This window comes from Streptomyces sp. NPDC001744, from assembly GCF_042892575.1.
Taxonomy (GTDB): Bacteria; Actinomycetota; Actinomycetes; order Streptomycetales; family Streptomycetaceae; genus Streptomyces.
In genome coordinates this window covers 35073-53051 of record NZ_JBIAUG010000016.1, presented here as the reverse complement: position 1 = coordinate 53051, position 17979 = coordinate 35073, and the positions used below count along the sequence as shown (strand labels likewise).

10 protein-coding genes are annotated in these 17979 nt (G+C 72.2%); 2 read left to right on the top strand and 8 right to left on the bottom strand.

Annotation, left to right across the window (positions count from 1 at the left end; translation table 11 throughout):
• Nucleotides 1–10: 10 nt before the first annotated feature.
• The 7 genes from ACFYZY_RS19825 to eccD all read right to left on the bottom strand — a co-directional run bounded on the left by ACFYZY_RS19825 (nt 11) and on the right by eccD (nt 8601).
• Nucleotides 11–457 (bottom strand): YbaB/EbfC family nucleoid-associated protein, encoded by a 447-nt coding sequence (locus ACFYZY_RS19825; protein WP_388695661.1) that lies wholly within the window; start codon nt 455–457, stop codon nt 11–13.
• Nucleotides 458–538: 81 nt separating this feature from the next.
• A complete protein-coding gene (locus ACFYZY_RS19820) occupies nt 539–3973 on the bottom strand; it encodes an AAWKG family protein (protein WP_388695658.1) in 3435 nt (1144 codons plus the stop codon).
• Nucleotides 3974–4089: 116 nt separating this feature from the next.
• Complete coding sequence (locus ACFYZY_RS19815; protein ID WP_388695655.1) at nt 4090–4584, bottom strand: type VII secretion system-associated protein; 495 nt, start codon at nt 4582–4584, stop codon at nt 4090–4092.
• A gap of 99 nt (nt 4585–4683) precedes the next feature.
• The gene (locus tag ACFYZY_RS19810; RefSeq protein WP_388695653.1) at nt 4684–5004 is read right to left on the bottom strand and encodes a WXG100 family type VII secretion target; all 321 of its coding nucleotides are present in this window, start codon (nt 5002–5004) and stop codon (nt 4684–4686) included.
• Between the two features lie 75 nt (nt 5005–5079).
• Nucleotides 5080–5430, bottom strand: a complete 351-nt coding sequence (locus ACFYZY_RS19805) for a hypothetical protein (RefSeq protein ID WP_388695876.1) — start codon at nt 5428–5430, stop codon at nt 5080–5082.
• Nucleotides 5431–5703: 273 nt separating this feature from the next.
• Complete coding sequence (eccB, locus tag ACFYZY_RS19800) at nt 5704–7176, bottom strand: type VII secretion protein EccB (protein WP_388695651.1); 1473 nt, start codon at nt 7174–7176, stop codon at nt 5704–5706.
• A 24-nt stretch (nt 7177–7200) separates the two neighbouring features.
• Nucleotides 7201–8601, bottom strand: a complete 1401-nt coding sequence (gene eccD, locus ACFYZY_RS19795; protein WP_388695648.1) for a type VII secretion integral membrane protein EccD — start codon at nt 8599–8601, stop codon at nt 7201–7203.
• 290 nt (nt 8602–8891) lie between these two features.
• Between eccD and eccCa the strand changes: the two genes are divergently transcribed.
• Nucleotides 8892–12857 (top strand): type VII secretion protein EccCa, encoded by a 3966-nt coding sequence (eccCa, locus tag ACFYZY_RS19790; protein ID WP_388695875.1) that lies wholly within the window; start codon nt 8892–8894, stop codon nt 12855–12857.
• Between the two features lie 269 nt (nt 12858–13126).
• Here eccCa and ACFYZY_RS19785 read toward each other — a convergent pair whose 3' ends face one another.
• Nucleotides 13127–14341 (bottom strand): S8 family serine peptidase, encoded by a 1215-nt coding sequence (locus tag ACFYZY_RS19785; protein ID WP_388695646.1) that lies wholly within the window; start codon nt 14339–14341, stop codon nt 13127–13129.
• A 298-nt stretch (nt 14342–14639) separates the two neighbouring features.
• Here ACFYZY_RS19785 and ACFYZY_RS19780 point away from each other — a divergent pair, with 298 nt between their 5' ends.
• Nucleotides 14640–17954, top strand: a complete 3315-nt coding sequence (locus ACFYZY_RS19780) for a right-handed parallel beta-helix repeat-containing protein (protein WP_388695644.1) — start codon at nt 14640–14642, stop codon at nt 17952–17954.
• Nucleotides 17955–17979: the final 25 nt, after the last annotated feature.

The window sequence follows — 17979 nt, the reverse complement described above, 5'->3', positions numbered from 1 at the left end:
CCCTCCACGCTCAGTCGGTGTCCTCGTCGATCTCGTCGCGCAACCGGTCGCGGCCCGGCCGGCCCGGAGTGTTCCGGCCGCCGTCGTTCAGCGCCGATCCGAACACATGCTCCCAGTCGAGGTCGAGACCGCGGCGGACCGACCCCTCGGGACCGGGCTGCATGAAGGGCGCGAAGGTGTCCATCACCTGACGTGCCATGCGGGCCCGCCCCTGCTGGAACGCCTCCATGATCGAGGAGGCCAGCTGCGGCCCCGTCATGGCCTGGTGCCGGTTGTCGGGGAACTTCAGGGCCGTCAACTCGCCCTGGGCGCCGACGGTGACCTCCACCACGCGGTCCGACGACCGGACCGTCGTGGAGGCGTGACCGAGATCCGCCCGCACGCGGGCGACGGCGGCCCGGGTGGCTTCCAGTTCGGCCCTGGCCTGGGCGATGCGCTCCTGCAACGGCTCGGACACCGGGCACTCCTGTCAGCGGTGGATGATCATTATGTAGTACACGGGGGGGAGGACGGTGGGCCGTCGTTCCACGAGCGGGGCCTAACGGCCGATCACCGCCGGTGAACCGCCCTCGTCGGTGCCCCAGACGTCGTCGTCCTCCGGCTCCCAGACCTCGCGGTCGCGGTCGCCGCTCTCGGTCTCCGTCCGTCCGGGCCCGCCGGAGCCGCCCGCCGGCGGCAGGAAGGGACTGCCGCCGCTGGTGGCGGTCCGCCGCTCCCCGAACGCGCTCCTGCCCTGCGCGGCGGCGCCGGGACGGCGGTTGCTCACCACGTCGCCCTCGACGACGTTGCGGACGCGTTCGGACGGACCGTCACCGCCCTTGCCGCCCCCGCCCATGCCGCCCATCGGCATTCCCCCCATGGGCATCCCGCCCGCGCCGGTGGCTCCGCCCATGCCGGGCATCGGACCGCTGTTGAGCGGGGTCCCCCGGTTCTGGCTCGCCTCGGCGTCGGCTCCCCCGGAGGAGACGCCGGCCAGGGACGGTTCGCGGTAGGGCGCGTCGTCGTACAGCTCCTCCTCGTAGGAGGAGCCGCCGAAGTCGTAGCTGGGGACGTGCGGGGAGCCGGGGAACCCGCCGTCGTTCGTCCGGTGGCCGCCGGGGCCGTAGTCCGGAAGCGTGGTACCGGGGTCGTTCAGATACCCCGTGGTCGTCGTGCCGTCCGGGCCGGTGAGGGAGGTGGCGCCGGTGTCGGGGTCCACCCGCGAGGAGCTGCCGTCGGGGTAGTCGGTGACGACCTGGCCCTGCGGGTCGAGGTGCGTGGTGCTGCCGTCGGGGTTGGGCAGGACGTCGCCCGCGTTGAGCGGACCGGAGTACGAGGTGCCGTCCGGCCTGATGACGGTGGACGTCTGCGTGTGCGGGTCGACGATGGTCTTGGTGCCGTCGGGGAAGTCCGTCACCACCCGGCCGTGGGTGTCCAGGCGGGACGTGCTGCCGCCGGGGTTGGTCAGCGAGTCGTCGCCGTTGACCGGTCCGGTGATGCCGTGGTGGCCGAGCCGGTCCCCCGGGCCGCCGAGGTCGTGGCCGGGCCGGTCCGGGTCGCCGCCGTTCAGCGAACGGCCGAGCTGCTCCTGCTTGTGCCGGTACTCCTCCTGCTTACGCTCCTGCTCGGCGCGGACCTGGTCCTGCCTGGCCTCCTGTTCCCTGCGGATCTGGTCCTGCTTGTCCTGCGCCTGTTCCTGCTTCCGCTCCTGTTCGGCACGGACCTGATCCTGCTTCTTCTGCGCCTCCTCCTGCTTGGCCTCCTGCTCCTTGCGGATCTGGTCCTGCTTCGCCTCCTGTTCCCTGCGGATCTGGTCCTGCCTGGCCTCGGCCTTCTCCTGCTTGGCCTCCTGCTCCTCCTCCTTCTCCTCCTGCTTCCGTTCCTGCTCGGCGCGGATCTCCTCCTGCTTCTTCTGCGCCTCCTCCTGCTTCGCCTCCTGCTCCTTGCGGAGCTGGTCCTGCTTCGCCTCCTGCTCCTTGCGGAGCTGGTCCTGCTTCGCCTCCCGTTCCTCCTGCTTCCGCTCCTGTTCGGCACGGACCTGGTCCTGCTTGGCCTCCTGCTCCTTGCGGATCTGGTCCTGCTTCGCCTCCTGCTCCTCCTGCTTGGCCTCCCGCTCCCGCTCCCGCTTGTCCTGCTCCGCCTTCTGCTGGTTGACCTGCCGGATCTGGATGGCCTGCGCCTCGGCCTGCTTCTCCTCGGCCCTGCGCTGGGCGTCCTCCTGCTTCTTCTCCTGCTCGGCGCGGATCCGGTCCTGCTTGGCTTCCTGCTCTTTACGCATCCGGTCCTGCTCGGCCTCGCGCTCGGCCTGCTTCCGCTCCTGTTCCTTCTCCTTCTCCTCCTGCTTCCGCTCCATCTCCGCTTGCTTCTGTTCCTGCGCCTTCTCCTTCTCGGCCTGCTTCCGCTCCATTTCGGCCTGTTTCTGCTCCTGGACCCTCTCCTTCTCCTCCTGCTTCCGCTCGATCTCCTTCTCCTTGGCGTCGGCTTCGGCCTTCGCCTTGTCGGCCTTGGCCTCCGCGTCGGCCTTGTCCTTCGCGTACTTCGCGTCCGCGTCCGCCTTCGCCTTGTCGGCCTTGGCCTCCGCGTCGGCCTTGTCCTTCGCGTACTTCGCGTCCGCGTCCGCCTTGTCCTTGGCCGCCTTGGCCTCGGCGTCCGCCTTGTCCTTCGCGTACTTCGCGTCCGCGTCCGCCTTGTCCTTCGCGGCCTTGTCGTCGGCGTCCTTCTTCGCCTTCTTGGTCTGGTCGTCCTTGAGGGACTCCGCGAGGCCCTTGTTGTCGTGCTTGGTGCTGACCTTTCCGAGGTTGAAGGTGGACGAACCCCACGCGGTGGCCATGTTGTTGAGCGCTTCCTTCGCGGGAGCGACCAGCTTGTCCTTGACGGACTGCTCCCAGCGGCGGACCGCCTCGTCACCGACCTTCTTCCAGGTGTCCAGCTCGGACATCTCGCCGTACGTCTTGCCGTGCGCGTCCGTGGCCTGCGAGGTGAAATCGGACCGGGGCGTGTAGTCCCACATCCCGCCCGCCTCGCCGTAGTACTCGTACTCGGCGTCGACCTGGGTCAGGTTGTTGTACCAGGACTTGTTGGCGATCTCCGACAACAGGTCGACGAGCCACCGCAGCGGGTTGCCCTCGTAGACGTTCCAGTACTCCCACTTGTTGTAGAGGTTCTGCGCCTGCGTCCTGAGGGCCTGGCCGGCCTCCCTCATCTCCCGGCCCTGCTTGGACACGCCGCCGCCCACGGACTCCATGTCCTCGGCGTAGTTGTCGTACCGTCGCCCGAGTTCGTGGACGAGGTCCCAGAAGACGCCGGCGGACTGCCCCAGCCAGGCGTCGTTGGGCGAACTGCCCACGCTGTTCTGCCACTCGTCCATGGTGTTCTTGCCGTCCCAGAAGAACTTCGCCACCCGGTCGAAGGAGTCCGCGACCATGTCGAAGGACTTCAGACGGACGCCCTTGCCCAGGTCGAGGGGGTCCGAACCGCCCCAGCTGTAACCGAGGGTCCCGTTCTCCTTCTCCAGCAGGTCGCGCAGCGCGTGCCCCGTGCCGTAGGAGTACTGGGTGAGCTTGAAGGTGTTCCAGACCGTTCCGTTGTCGCTCGGCTTGAAGTGGCCGTCCTCCAGCTCCTTGCCGTACTTGCTCTTCCCCTCCGCGCCCACGACTTCGCCGCCCACCGGCTTGCCGTCCGCCACCTTGGCGCCGAGCAGCGTGAAACGGGCCTTGTAGTAGGTGACCCCCTCGGTGCCTCCCCGGGTGTAGAAGGGGATGACGAAGTCGGTGTTCTGGATGTCCCAGCCGGCGTTCTCGGCCATCCAGTCGTACTCCTCGCCCGTGACGGATTCGACGCTGTCCTGCTTGGAGATCTCCACCTTCATCTGCTTGATGCCGTGGTTGCCGACGATCTCGTCGAAGAGGGTGCTCCTGATGGGCGCGTCGTACCCCGTGAAGAGCCTCACGGCCTCGTGCCAGTAGTCGCCGTAGTCGTTCTTGTCTTCAGCCATGACGAGGCTCCATCACAGGGGGTGGGTCGGCGGGCGGGGCGGAGTCGGGCGGGTGGAGCGGTACGGCTGACGGGACGGGCCCGGGGTCCGTCCGGCGGAACGGAACCGGACGGGCGTCAGTCCTTGTCGTCCCCGCCCCCGTCGTCGCCCTCGCCCGGCGGGTCGGTCAGGTCGTCCTCCACGTCCTCGTCCTCGAAGATGTCGTAGAGCTTCTGGCCGTCGATGGCGTCCAGGCTCACGCCCTGGGTCGTGAACAGGGAGTCGATGGTCTCCTCGAGGGCCGCGTCGATGTCCTTGAAGAGCTCCGCGTGGCTGGTGAGGATAGCCTCCAGCGTGCTCACCATCTTCACCACCTCGGCGTTCACCGTCTTCCCGTGGGTGTACCGGTCGTCTTCCGCCAGATTGCCGATGGCGAGCGGCAGCGGTGTGCCGGGCGGAAGGCCGGGGACGTTCTTGTCCTTGCCCATCAAGGTCTTCATCGCGGGGACGACGGGGTCCCCCCCGTCCTCGGCGATCGCCTTGAGCGCCTTCCGGAACCCCCCGATCTGCTCGTCCTTGAACTTCTTGATCCACTCCTTGTTGAGCTGAGTGGGGGGCTTGTTCTCGGCCATGCTCCTCGTCCCTCTCTCCGTCCTGGCGCGGATCGGCACGACGGGCGGCCGCCCCACGCGTCCCTCTCCGTGGAACGGCCGCCCGTACGGTGCCGCGGATCAGCCGATCCGGACGTCCTGCCAGCTCTGCGTCTGCTGGCGCTCGTTGTGCGTGTAGAGCTCGCGCACGTGGTTCAGCGTGGACGCGTTGTCGTTGAGCCACTTGCCCATGTTGGCGACCGCCTGGTTCCACGCCGCCTGCTTCTCGTCGTAGACCTGGCGGTCGTCGCCCTCCCAGGAGTTCTTCAGGGCCTGGAGCTCGTCGTTCAGACTGGTGATGATCTTCTCGATCTCGCGCGTCTGCAGGCGCATGTCGTCGACAGCGTTGTCCACGTGGGCGTAACTGACGTAGATGTAACCGTCGGTGAGGTTGTCGGGCATCGGTGACCTCGTCTCGCTGTGGCTGTGGAAGCGGTTCGTTCCGGTACGGGGGCCGGCGCGGGCCGGCCCGGACGGTCACTTGCCGCCGGTGCTGCCCATGAGGTTGTCGAAGACGGTCTGCGACTGGGAGTACGCCTGGTTGATGGCCTCGTTCGACGAGCCCTGGGTCATGCCCTGCGCGCTGAGCGTCTCGTTGAGCGTGTTGATCATGTCCTGGAGGTTCTTGGAGATGATCTCGGCGTGCTCGTCCCAGGAATCCAGCAGCTTCTGGAAGGCACCACCGTCGCTGCCCTGGAGCGCCGACATCATGCCGTGCTTGGTGTTCTCGACGTCCTGACGACGGCTCTGGACACCCGAGAAGGCCATTTCCAGCGCCTGGATGCCGTTGCGTGTGGCCTGTTCTTCTGCCCTCTGCATGCCCGCCATGGGGCTGCCCCTTTCCGGTGGTTTCTCGCCGCCAGGCCCGAGGCTCTGGCGCGGCTTGCGCAACCGGATGCTGAAGCCCGCCATCCAGTTGGGTGGTGCAGACAAGGATCGTAGGAGGGTCGTCGCGGTACGGGCAACGCTTACCAGGAAGAAGTCCGGTTATACAGCCGCTCTCCGGAACGCCTTTTCCACAAGGGCACTTGACGTGCGGCAACCCTTCCTCAGATGTTCCTCAAATGTCGATTCCCCGATGTCGGGGGCGCGTTGCGGGCCTCACCGTCCGGACGTCTTCCCGCCGTCCGCGTCGCACGGCGGGGCCGTCGACGCCGCGCGGCCGGACAGGGCGGCCGAGGGGGTCAGGTCGGGTCCGGTGGGCACCATCGACAGCAGCGAGGACGGCAGCCGCTGCGCCTGTCCGGCGGTGTAGCCGAGCGCCCGCAGCGCGTCGGCCGACGGCACCCGGTACTTCACCCCGTTGTCCGTCACCAGGTACACCGTGCTGCCGAGGTCCCTGCCGTCCGCCCCGAGCGCGTGCACCAGGGCGCCGCCGCCCGGCGGCACCACGATCCGGTTGACGGTCACACAGGCCGCGGTGAGCCCCTCCGTCGTCGCCTGGGCGGCCCGGCCGATGCCGTCCGCGTCCACCAGGGACACGCTCACCCGGGTGCCGTCCGCGCCGGACCGTATGCCCACGCACGGGATCCGGCCCGCGCCCGGCTCGACCGCCTTCGGCGGGCTCGCCGGCAGGTCCTCGCGCGTGTCGCTCCCCTCGGCACCGGGCGCCAGGTGGCCGATCACCTCGGCGGCGGCGAGCGTGACGGCGCTCACCGCACCGCCCGCGTACGCCTTCTGCCGGGTCGGCGGGGCGCCGAGGAGCAGCGCGGCGACGGTGGCGTTGACGGGGGTCAGCCCCTCCTCGCGCAGGACGTAGTAGCGGGGGTCGCCGCCCGGCGCGGACACCTGGAAGACCTGGCCGATCCGGGTGGCCCGACTGCCCAGGGACGGGCCCGGGGCGCCACGGCCCGGCACGTCCGGGGCGGTCAGGTCGGGTCCCGAGGGGGTCGAGTTGAGGAACGCCGCGGAGACCGGCAGGGACGGCCGGGAGCCGTAGCCGAGGGCCTCGCGGGCGCCGCCCGCGACGTCCAGGCGGAGCTTGCCGCCCTGCCACACCAGGTACTGGCCCCGGTCCGGCCCGGTGACCAGCAGCCCCTCGGAGCCGCCGAGGCCCGTGCCCCCCAGGTCCTTGCCGACGGCCAGCGCGGTGGCCGTCGTCCCGTCGCCGGCGCCGGTCGAGCACACCTGCCACGGGCCGGTGGTGAGGGAGCCGCCCGGCGGCAGGTCGTCGGGGGCTCCGGCGATGCCCACGGGCGCGCCGTGGGCGGTGCCGGCGAGCGAACCGCTCCCGACCGCGACGGTCTTCATCTCCGGTCCGAGGAGCAGCCTGGCCGAGGTGTGGTTGCGCACCGGCCTCAGCAGTCCGTCGAGGTAGAGGTAGCGGCCTCCGGTGTCCTTGTTGACCACCAGGGTGCCCTCCGCCCGCCACGAGTCCTTCGTGCCCGGTTTGAGCAGCCCGAGGACGAAGGCGCCGGCGCAGATCAGGACGGTGATGACGACGCTGACGGCGATGCCGCGGTTGGTCCTTCCCTGGGGGCTCTCGGGGGCGTCGGGATCGGCCCGCAGCATGCCCGAGGTGAGGCGTCCCATGACGAACATGTGCGCCTGGACCTGGTCGCGCTTGGACTGCACTGTGCGTTCCTCCGGTTCGGGCCGTCAGCCGTTCAGGCCGTGCAGGGCGCCGTACACGCCGAGCACCCACAGGGCCAGCGGCAGCAGGGCGATCGCGGCCGTGGTGTGCAGGATCTCCGCCGCCCGGCCCCAGTACGGGACGAGGCGCCGGCCGGGCACCGTCCACGAGGCGATGGCGAGACCGGCCGTACCGGCCAGGAGGCCCGCGGCGAGCAGCAGCCGGCCGTCCGGGGTGCGGGACACCGCGCCGAACAGCACGAGCAGCAGCAGTCCTCCGGCCCCGGGGAGGAGGAGGGACAGCCGCTGCCAGACGTTCCCCAGTCCCCGCCCGTGCAACAGCAGCAGCAGCGAGAGCACGACCGACATGACGACCTCGGCGAGGCCGCCGTCGTGGGCGAGGGCGGCCAGGCACACGGCGCACACCGTGCCCACGGCCCCGTACAGGGAGCTCATCCAGTTGTCGGCGAGCACCGCGCGGGCGGCGACCACCGAGTTCTGGTGGGGCTCGATGCCCTCCTGGAGCTGTTCGGCGTTGGTCGGCAGCGGGGGCATCCGCAGTCCGGACATCCAGAAGGCGAGCGTGGGGACGAACGCGCCGAGGAGGACGGCCGCCAGGGCGACGACGCCGGCGACCTCGGACGGCCCGAGGTCGGTGACGAGCATCAGGGCGCCGACGAGGCTGCCGAAGGCCATGACGACGGCGAGGCCGAGGAAGAGCGCCGCGAAGGAGGCGACGGCGGCCAGGGCCACGACGGCGCCGCCCGCGCCCGCGGCGCAGGCGGCCAGCAGCCGGGCGCCCAGCACCTCGTGGCCGTGCGGGCCGCCCAGGTCGCCGCCGGGCAGGAGCCAGCCCGCGAGGGCGAGGTAGGGGCCCGCCATGAAGCCGAGGGCCGCGCCGGTGGCGGCGTCGCCGACCGCGCGGCCGGCCGAACCGGCACCGGCGATCAGCAGCAGCCCGGCCGCGGCGGCGGCCAGGGCGCGCGGCATCGGAGAGCCGCCGGGAAGCGCGAGGACGACCGCCCCGGCCAGCAGGGTGGTGACGGCGAAGCCGCGCAGCAACTGGGCGCTGGCCGAAGGGGTCCAGCCGTACGGACGGCCCCGCATGGTGGTGGATATGCCGTCCACCAGGTCGTCGAGGTGGACCTCGGGCAGGGCGTCGACGCGCGGCCGGAGGTAGAGGGTCTCGCCGTCGCGCACGTCGTAGGAGTCGAGGGCGCGCTCCTCGTCCATCGGTTCGCCGCCGAGGCGTTGCAGCACCCAGCCGCCGTGGTCGACGCCGGCCTCCGCGAGGTCGTCACCGCCGTAGCGGAGGACGGCGGGCAGGAGGTCGGCCACCGGGACGTCGGAGGGCACCGCGAGGTCGATGGACCTGGTCGGCGCGCGTACGGTCAGACGGCACAGACCTGCCACCTGGTTGTCGGTCATCGGGCTGGCTCACGCTTCTTCCGCGGGTCTGCGAGTGGGAGTCCCGGATTTCCGTGGGGCACGGCGGTGCGGGGACGGACGGCACGGGCGGGACACCATCGTATGGGTGTGGCGAATGCGTCACCGGGCGGGTGCACATTACTGGCCGCAATCGACAACTGGTATACCGGGTGGGCGGAGTTCGCCACTCGGGCGGCGGTGCGGTCGTGCCGAATCCTCCGTTTCCTCCCCGACCGGGAGTGTTCCGCCCGCCGACACCGTCACGCCCCTGAGGAGACCTTTCGTTGAGTGTGGTCCTGTTCCGCCGTCCGGCGCGCCGACGCGGTCCCGAAATGCCGGACGGCGAAATGAAGTTGCAGGAGCCGCCGACATTGCCCGAAGTGGTGCCGGACAGTTCCGCGGTGTGGACCTATCTGCCCATGGCGCTGATGTCGGTGTCCATGATGCTCATGTTCATGAGACCGGGCATGGGTGGTGGCGGCGGCCACTTCATGTATCTGGCCATGGGGTTGATGGTGCTGTCCTCGGCGGCCATGATGCTGGGGCAGATGGTGCGCAGGGCGAGCGAGCGCAAACAGCGCCTGAAGGGGGAGCGCCGCGACTACCTGCGCTATCTGTCCCAGATCCGGCGCAAGGTCCGCACCGCCGTGGCCGACCAGCAGAAGGCGCTGGCGTGGCGGCATCCCCCGCCCTCGTCCCTGTGGCAGCTGGCGGGCACCACCCGGCTGTGGGAGCGCCGGCCGCAGGACGAGGACTTCGGCGAGGTCCGGGTCGCCGTCGGGGAGCAGAAGCTGGGGTTGCGGCTCACGCCGACGTCCACCACCCCGGTCGAGGACCTGGAGCCGCTGTCGGCCCACGCCCTGCGCAGCTTCATCCGGGCGTACTCCACCGTGCCCGAGCAGCCCATCGCCATCTATCTGCGGGCCTGGGCGCGGGTGCTGTTCCGGGGGGACGAGGAACGGATACGGTCCCTGGCCCGCGCGATCGTCGCGCAACTGACCACGTTCCACGCGCCGGACGACGTGTGGGTGGCGCTGTGCGTGTCCGACGAGCGGCGGGCGGACTGGGAGTGGGTGAAGTGGCTTCCCCACAACCTCCACCCGCAGGAGAGCGACGGCGCCGGTCCGGCCCGGATGCTCGTCTCCAACCTCAACGAGCTGGAGGACCTGCTCGGCGCCGAATTCCTCGAACGGCCCCCGTTCGACCCCGAGGCGCCGCCCAGCCGTGACGAGCCGTTCACCGTCATCGTCCTCGACGGCGGCTCCGTGCCCGCGCACCACCGGGTGGACGGGTCGGGCTTCCGCAACGCCGTCGTCCTGGACCTCACCGGCGCGCTGAACTGGCGGCCGGGACGGGTCACGCTCCGGTTCGACGTGAACCGGGACTCCTTCGGGCTGGTGCGCACCGACCGCGAGCGCAAGGAGCAGACCACGCGGCTGGGCCGCCCGGACGGTCTGGGACCGGTCGGCGCCACGACCCTGGCCAAGGAGCTGGCCCCGTACCGGATGGGCAGGGGCGGCGGCGACTCCGCCGAGCCGCTCTCCTCCGACGTGGAGCTGACCAAGCTGCTGGGGATCACCGACCTGTACCAGCACGATCCGCAGTCCCTGTGGAAGCGGGGCACCGGGTCCAACCGGCTCAAGGTGCCGATCGCGGTCGGCCCCGACGGCGCGGCGGTGGAGCTGGACATCAAGGAGTCGGCGCAGGGCGGCACCGGTCCGCACGGCATGCTCATCGGCGCCACCGGCTCCGGCAAGAGCGAACTGCTGCGCACCCTGGTGCTGTCGCTGGCGCTGTCGAACTCCTCGGAGACGCTCAACTTCGTCCTGGTGGACTTCAAGGGCGGCGCCACCTTCCTGGGACTGGACGAACTCCCCCACGTCTCCGCGGTGATCACCAACCTCGCCGGGGAGGCCGCGCTGGTGGGCCGCATGCAGGACGCCCTGCACGGCGAGCTGATCCGGCGCCAGGAGCTGCTGCGCGCGGCGGGCAACTACACCTCGGCGCTGGACTACGAGAAGGCGCGGGCCGCGGGCACGCCGCTGGAGCCGCTGCCCAGCCTGTTCGTGGTCGTCGACGAGTTCAGCGAACTGCTCTCCTCGCACCGGGAGTTCATGGAGCTCTTCGTGATGATCGGGCGCCTCGGGCGCAGCCTCGGCGTCCACCTGCTCCTGGCTTCGCAGCGGCTCGACGAAGGGCGGATGCACCAGCTGGAGAGCCATCTGTCGTACCGCATCGGCCTGCGCACCTTCTCCGCCATGGAGAGCCGGGGCGTACTGGGAGTGCCGGACGCCTACCAGCTGCCGCCGCAGCCCGGCAGCGGCTTCCTGAAGTCCGGCGTGGAGGCGCTGACCCGGTTCCGCGCCGCGTACGTCTCCGGGCCGTACCGGCAACGGCGCAGCCGGGCGAACCAGGCCCGGGTGGCGAACCAGACGGTGCCGTGGACGGCGGGGTACGTGGTGCCCCGGAACCTCCCCGACCTGCCCGAACCCGATCCGGAGCCGGAGGAGGAGACGACCGACACCCTGCTGTCCGTCGCCGTGCGGCGGATGGTCGGCGCCGGTCCGCCCGCCCACCAGGTGTGGCTGCCGCCGCTGGACCTGCCGGTCACGCTCGACCAGGTGCTGCCGCCGCTGACGCCCGACCCGGAGCTGGGGCTCACCACGGTCGGCTGGCCGCTGCGCGGCCGGCTGACGGTGCCGATCGGGATCGTGGACAAGCCCTTCGAGCAGTTGCGCGACCTGCTGACCGTCGACCTGTCGGGCGTCGGCGGCCACGTGGCCGTCGCGGGCGGCCCGCAGAGCGGCAAGAGCACCATGGTGCGGACGATCATCGCCGCCCTCGCCCTCACCCACACCCCGCGCGAGGTGCAGTTCTACTGCCTGGACTTCGGCGGCGGCACCCTGGCGTCGCTGGCCGGCCTGCCGCACGTGGCGGGGGTCGCGGCGCGGCTGGACACCGAGCGGGTGAGCCGGGTGATCTCCGAGGTCACCACGTTGCTGGCGGACCGGGAACGGTTCTTCCTCGACCACGGCATCGACTCCATGGCGACCTACCGGCGCCGCCGGGCCGCGGGCGAGTTCGCGGACCAGCCGCACGGCGACGTGTTCCTCGTCATCGACGGCTGGTCCACGGTCCGCCAGGACTTCGACCGCAACATCCAGACGTTCTCCGCCATCGCCGCCCGCGGTCTGAACTACGGCATCCACCTCATCGTGACCACCGCCCGCTGGGTGGAGCTCACCGCGGCCATCCGCGACCAGGCGGGCACCCACGTGGAGCTGCGGATGGGCGATCCGATGGACTCCGAGATCGACACCCGCCGCTCCGCCACCGTGCCCCGCGTCCCCGGCCGGGGCCTCACCCGCGAGGGCAAGCTGCACTACCTCACCGCGCTCCCCCGCATCGACGGCACGGAGTCCGCCGACGACCTCTCCGAGGGGATCGCCGGCCTGGTGGCCTCCGTCGGCGAGAGCTGGCCCGGCCCGCCCGCGCCGAAGGTGCGGATGCTGCCGGCGAAGCTCCCCGTGCGGGAACTGCCGCCCGCAGGGGGCGACTTCAGGGTGCCACTCGGCCTGGAGCAGGAGCGTCTCTCGGTCGTCTGGCACGACTTCAGCGAGAGCCCGCACATGGTGGTCGTGGGCGACACGGAGAGCGGCAAGACCAACCTGCTGCGGCTGGTGGCCAAGTCCATCACGGACCGGTACACCCCCGCCGAGGCGCGCATCATGCTCGTGGACTACCGCCGCGACCTGGTCGAGGCGGTGCCGGAGGAGTACCGGCTGGGCCACGCGGTGTCGGCGGACGCCCTGAAGGACCTGGTCGACGGCGTCGCCCGCGCGGTGCGGACCCGCGTGCCGGGCCCGGACATCGCGCCGGGCCGGATGAAGCGGGCCGACTGGTGGTCGGGGCCCCGGCTGTTCATCCTGGTCGACGACTACGACATGCTGGGCGCCGGCATCGGCAACGCGCCCTTCGAACCCCTGCTGAACCACCTGGCCCTGGGCTGGGAGGTGGGTCTGCACATCGTCGTCACGCGCGGCGCCTCGGGCGCCGGGCGCGGCCTCAACGAGATGCTCCTGCGCCGGATGCTGGAGGTCAACACCCCCGCCCTGCTGCTGTCCTGCCCGCCCTCGGAGGGCTACCTGCTGGGCAACGTCAAGGGCCGGGTGATGAATCCGGGACGGGCCGTCCGGATCGCGCGCCGCAAGACGACGACGATGCAGACGGCGATGGTGGACGAGCCGGAGGAGTGAGACGGGCGGGGCGGACGCGTCCCGCGAACGGAGCCGCCCCCGGCGCACGCGTGCCGGGGGCGGCTCCGTTCTCCGCGGATCTCCGCGGACCGTACCGGGGAGGGCGCCCCGGTCGTCACGCGGTGGTGCCACGACCGTCGCACCGCGATGCCCAGGTCGTCACACGGTGGCATCCCGACCGTCGCACGGCGATGCCCAGGTCGTCACACGGTGGTGCCCCGGCCGTCGCACCGCGATGCCCGGTTCGTCGCACGGCGATGCCCGGATCGTCACGCGGTGGGGCCGGGTTCGTCCTCCCGGCCCGCCGGACGCCAGCCCCGGGCCCGGCCGCGCGGGATCACCACCGCGGCCCCCGCCACCAGCAGCACCAGCGCTCCGCCCGCTCCCGCGACCAGCAGGGCGCGTTCGCGCGGTTGCGACGGCGCCCGCGGCGGAATCCTCACGGGCGGCGCCCCGGGCAGGGCGCCCCGCCCGTCGGTGAGGACCGCGGTCAGCGCGGCGTACGTGTCCAGGCGCGGCGGCAGCGCCGGGTACGCCGCCGTGACGAGCTGGCGGGACACCTGGGCGGCGGTCATGTCCGGGTGGCGCGAGCGGACCAGCGCCGCCGCCCCGGCCACGTGCGCCGCCGCGAAGGACGAGCCGGAGCCGATGAAGTGCCCCGCGCCGCCGGGGCCGACGCTGACCACCGCGTCCCCCGGCGCCGCCAGGTCCGCGCCCGCCGTCCGGGGGGCGTTCTTCGGGCGCGTGCCGTCGGGGCCGTAGTCCATGACCGTCAGCACTCCGGGCGCGGCCGCCGGCCAGTACCAGGGCGCCGGCGGGACCGTTCCGCCCGTGGCGCGGTCGCGCGGCAGCGCGTCCGGCGCGAACGGCGCGACGACCAGGACGTCGTGCTGCCGCGCGTACGTCACCGCCGCCGTCAGCACCTCCTTGCCGTCGGGCACCACGCGCCCCACGTAGACCACCTTCGCGCCGCCGTCGACCGCCGCCCGGATGCCGCGCGCGAGCAGGTCCGGCGTGACCGCGCCCCGTTCGTCGGTGCCGCGCACCGCCAGGACGCGTGCGGCGGGCGCGATCCCGGCCACCCCCACCCCGTCCCCGGGGGCGGCGGCGATGAGACCGGCGGCGAAACTGCCGTGCCCCACACAGTCCTTGCCCGCGTCGCCGACGGCCGTGACCCGGCCGGCGAGGGCGGGGACGGCGGTCCCGACCCCGGTGTCCACCACGCCGACCGTCACCCCGCCGCCGTCCGCGAGCGACCAGGCCCGCTTGAGCCCGAGGGCCTGCCGGGTCCAGGGCGCCTCGCGCGCGGTCTCCTCCGAGGCGCCCGTGCACGGTTCGCCCGGGGCGAGCACGGCCGGGACGACGGGCAGTTCGACGGAGTCCGCCGCGACGGCCGGCACGGGGGCGGCCAGCGGCACCACCGCCAGCAGGGTCGCGGCCACCGCGTGCCGTACCGGACGGGAGGAGGAACGAACGCGTCGCATGGCGCGCACGATACGCTCAGGGCGAGACCGCCCGGTAACCCGCCCGGCCGACCCGCCCGTTGCCGCGCGCCCGCGTGCGAGGGGGGCGGCGCACCGTACCGTTCCCCGGATGCGGACCGCCCTCCGGAACGGGCCGTCCGCCCATCCGCCCCCCGCCGTACCGGTGTCCGGGGAACCTGGCTGCCGGTGCCGCGCTTCACGTAGCCTTCTCGGCGTGTCTGTTCCTTCCCCGGTGGCCCAGGGCCCGGGGCCGCCGGAGGCTCCGGCAGCAGCGGCGTCACAACCAGGAGGTTCCAGCGTGTCACGGCAGTTGCTCACGGTCGGTCCGGACCAGCCGGAGGGCTTCCGGACGATCGGCGAGGCCCTGGAGAAGGCGCGCGCGGGAGCGGTGATACGCGTCCGGCCCGGCCGTTACCGCGAGAACCTGACCGTGCGCACGCGCATCACCATCGCCGGGGAGGGCGAACGCGGCGACGTCGAGATCTGTCCGCCGCGCGGGACCGCCGTGGTACTCGTCGCGGACGCCGTGATGCTCACCGACCTGACGCTGCGCGGCGGCAGCGAGGACCTCCCGGTGGTGGACGCGCCCCGGGGCCAGGTGGCCATGGACGGCTGTACGGTCGTGGGCTCGGGCTGGACGGCCGTGCTCGCGCGGGAGAACGGCTCGCTGGCCATCCGCGACTGCCGCGTCTCCAACCCCGCGGGCGCCGGCGTGGTGGACACCGCGCCCACCGGCAGCGTCATCGCCGACTCCGTGTTCGAACACCTGGGGACCTCCGCCGTCGTCCTCGGGGAGCGGGCCCGCACCGTCGTGCGCGGCTGCCGGGTGCGTGACGCCGAGGGCAACGGCATCCTCGCCAACGGCGAGGCGCAGGGCCGGGTGGAGGACTGCGACATCAGCGCCACGGGCAAGCCCGCCATCGCGCTGGAGGGCACCTGCTCGACCCACGTGCTGCGCGCCCGGGTGCACGACACCGCGGTCGGCGTGTACGTGACCAGCGGTTCGCGCCCCACCCTCGAAGAGGTCACCGTCACCGACACCTCGGGCCCCGGCATCGTCCTCTCCGCCGGGGCCGACCCGGAGGTGCTGCGGTGCGTCACCTCCCGGACCAAGGGCAACGGACTCACCGTCACCGAGCGTTCCCGGGGCACCTTCCGGGACTGCGGCTTCGACTCCGCCGCCGATCCCGCCGTCCGGGTGCTCGGCAACAGCGCGCCGCTGCTGACCGGCACCACCGTGCGCGACTGCGCCGACAAGACGGCCGCCGTCCTGCTGACGGAGGGCTCCTCCGCGGAGTTCGACGGACTGGAGGTGATCGACGCCGCCGGTGTCGGCGTCTCCGTCCGCACCCGGGCGAACCCGCTGTTGAGCCGGGTGCGGATCACCGGTTCCCGGGGCCACGGCCTGGAGGTGACCGAGGACGGCCGCGGACGGCTGGAGGCGTCCGCCGTCGAGGACGCCGGGGGCGCGGGCATCCGCGTCGCCGACGGCGGCGCGCCGGACGTCCGCGACACCGCGGTGCGCCGGACGGCGCTGGCCGGGGTGTCCGTCGGCGCCGGGGGCCGCGGCGTCCTCCGCGACTGCGAGATCCTTTCCGGCGGCACCGCCGGCCTGCACGTGGAGAGCGGCGGGGACGTCACCGGGCACCGCCTCCACGTGGCCGGGGCGGGCGCCCACGGCGTCCTGGTCTCCGAGGGCGGCCGGGCCGCCCTGGAGGAGTGCCACGTCACCGGCAGCACCGGCGACGGCATCCGGGTGGACAGCGCCGAGAAGGTCTCCCTCGTCCGGTGCACCGTGCGCGACAACCGCGGGGCGGGCCTCAAGCAGTCCCGGGGCAGCGACCGCATCACGGTGGAGGCGCTGGAGAGCGACGGCAACGCGGCCCCCGACGCCTGGGGCGAGGAGGCGGGCCCCGGTGGCGCGGAGGCCGGTGCCCCGGGCGGCGGGGCGAAGAAGCCCGAGGGCCCGCTGGAGGAGCTGGAGTCGCTGGTCGGGCTGGCCGACGTCAAGCACCAGGTCCGTACCCTGGTCAACCTCAACCAACTGGCGCAGCGGCGCGTCAGCCTCGGCATGCCCGCCCCGCCGATGAGCCGCCACCTGGTGTTCTCCGGTCCGCCCGGCACCGGCAAGACCACCGTCGCCCGCCTCTACGGCGGCATCCTCGCCGACCTCGGGGTCCTGCGCTCCGGCCACCTGGTCGAGGTGTCCCGCGCGGAGCTGGTCGCCCAGATCATCGGTGGTACGGCCATCAAGACCACGGAGGCGTTCCACGAGGCCCTCGGCGGCGTGCTGTTCATCGACGAGGCGTACACCCTGCTGTCGGACGGCAAGGGGTCGGGGGCCGACTTCGGCCGGGAGGCCATCGACACCCTGCTGAAGCTGATGGAGGACCACCGCGACGACGTGGTGGTCATCGCCGCCGGCTACACCGACCAGATGGACGACTTCCTCGGCTCCAACCCGGGCCTGGCCTCCCGCTTCACCCGCACCATCGAGTTCGCCAACTACTCGGTGGAGGAACTGGTCACCATCACCCGGTCCATGTGCGAGGCCCACCGCTACGAGCTGGACCCGAGCACCCTGGACGCCCTCGCCCGGCACTACGAGCGGATGCCGCGCGACGCCACGTTCGGCAACGGCCGCGCGGCCCGCCGCGTCTTCGAGGAGATGGTGGACCGGCAGGCGTTCCGGCTGGGTTCGATGCCCGACCCGGCGGAGGCGGACCTGTCCCTGCTGCTGCCCGCCGACATCGCCGCCGCGGAGACGGCCGACGGTGCGGACGGGGTCCGCAGCTCCCAGGACCTGCTCTCCGAACTCGACGCCATGGTGGGCCTGACCGCCGTCAAGCGCGAGGTCACGGACCTCACCAACCTGCTGGAGGCCACCCGGCGGCGGCGGGACGCGGGCCTGCCCACCCCGAAGATCAGCCACCACCTGATCTTCTCCGGCCCGCCCGGCACCGGCAAGACGACCGTCGCCCGCCTCTACGCCGACCTGCTGCACTCCCTCGGGGTCCTGCGGACCGGGCGGCTCGTGGAGGTGGCCCGCGCGGACCTGGTGGGCCGGTACGTGGGACACACCGCGCAGCTCACCAAGGAGGTCTTCGAACGGGCCCTCGGCGGCGTGCTGTTCATCGACGAGGCGTACACCCTCACCCCGGAGGGGTCGGGCTCCGACTTCGGCCAGGAGGCGGTGGACACCCTGCTGAAGCTGATGGAGGACCACCGCGACGAGGTCGTGGTCATCGCGGCGGGCTACACCGCCGAGATGCGGCGCTTCCTGGACTCCAACCCGGGTCTCGCGTCCCGCTTCAGCCGCACCGTGGAGTTCGAGCACTACTCCTCGGAGGAGCTGGTCACCATCATGGACACCTACGCCACCGGCTCCGGCTACGACTGCGCTGAGGAGACCCTGGAGGCGCTGCGCGACTACGTGGAACTCATCCCTCGGGACCGGTCCTTCGGCAACGCCCGCACCGCCCGCCGGCTCCTGGAGTCGATGATGACGCGACAGGCCCGGCGCATCGGCACGATGACCGCGCCGGGCCTGGAGGACCTGCGGCTGCTGCTCCCGGCGGACCTGCCGGAGTTCTCCGCGCAGCCCGCGGGCTGATCCGGGAGGGCCCCGTCACGGCGCG

Excerpts from the sequence above, each read along its gene's own strand:
- ACFYZY_RS19810 (WP_388695653.1), bottom strand. The coding sequence starts at position 5,004 with ATGCCCGACAACCTCACCGACGGTTACATCTACGTCAGTTACGCCCAC.
- ACFYZY_RS19805 (WP_388695876.1), bottom strand. The coding sequence starts at position 5,430 with ATGGCGGGCATGCAGAGGGCAGAAGAACAGGCCACACGCAACGGCATC.
- eccD (WP_388695648.1), bottom strand. The coding sequence starts at position 8,601 with ATGACCGACAACCAGGTGGCAGGTCTGTGCCGTCTGACCGTACGCGCG.
- ACFYZY_RS19820 (WP_388695658.1), bottom strand. The coding sequence starts at position 3,973 with ATGGCTGAAGACAAGAACGACTACGGCGACTACTGGCACGAGGCCGTG.
- ACFYZY_RS19815 (WP_388695655.1), bottom strand. The coding sequence starts at position 4,584 with ATGGCCGAGAACAAGCCCCCCACTCAGCTCAACAAGGAGTGGATCAAG.
- ACFYZY_RS19785 (WP_388695646.1), bottom strand. The coding sequence starts at position 14,341 with ATGCGACGCGTTCGTTCCTCCTCCCGTCCGGTACGGCACGCGGTGGCC.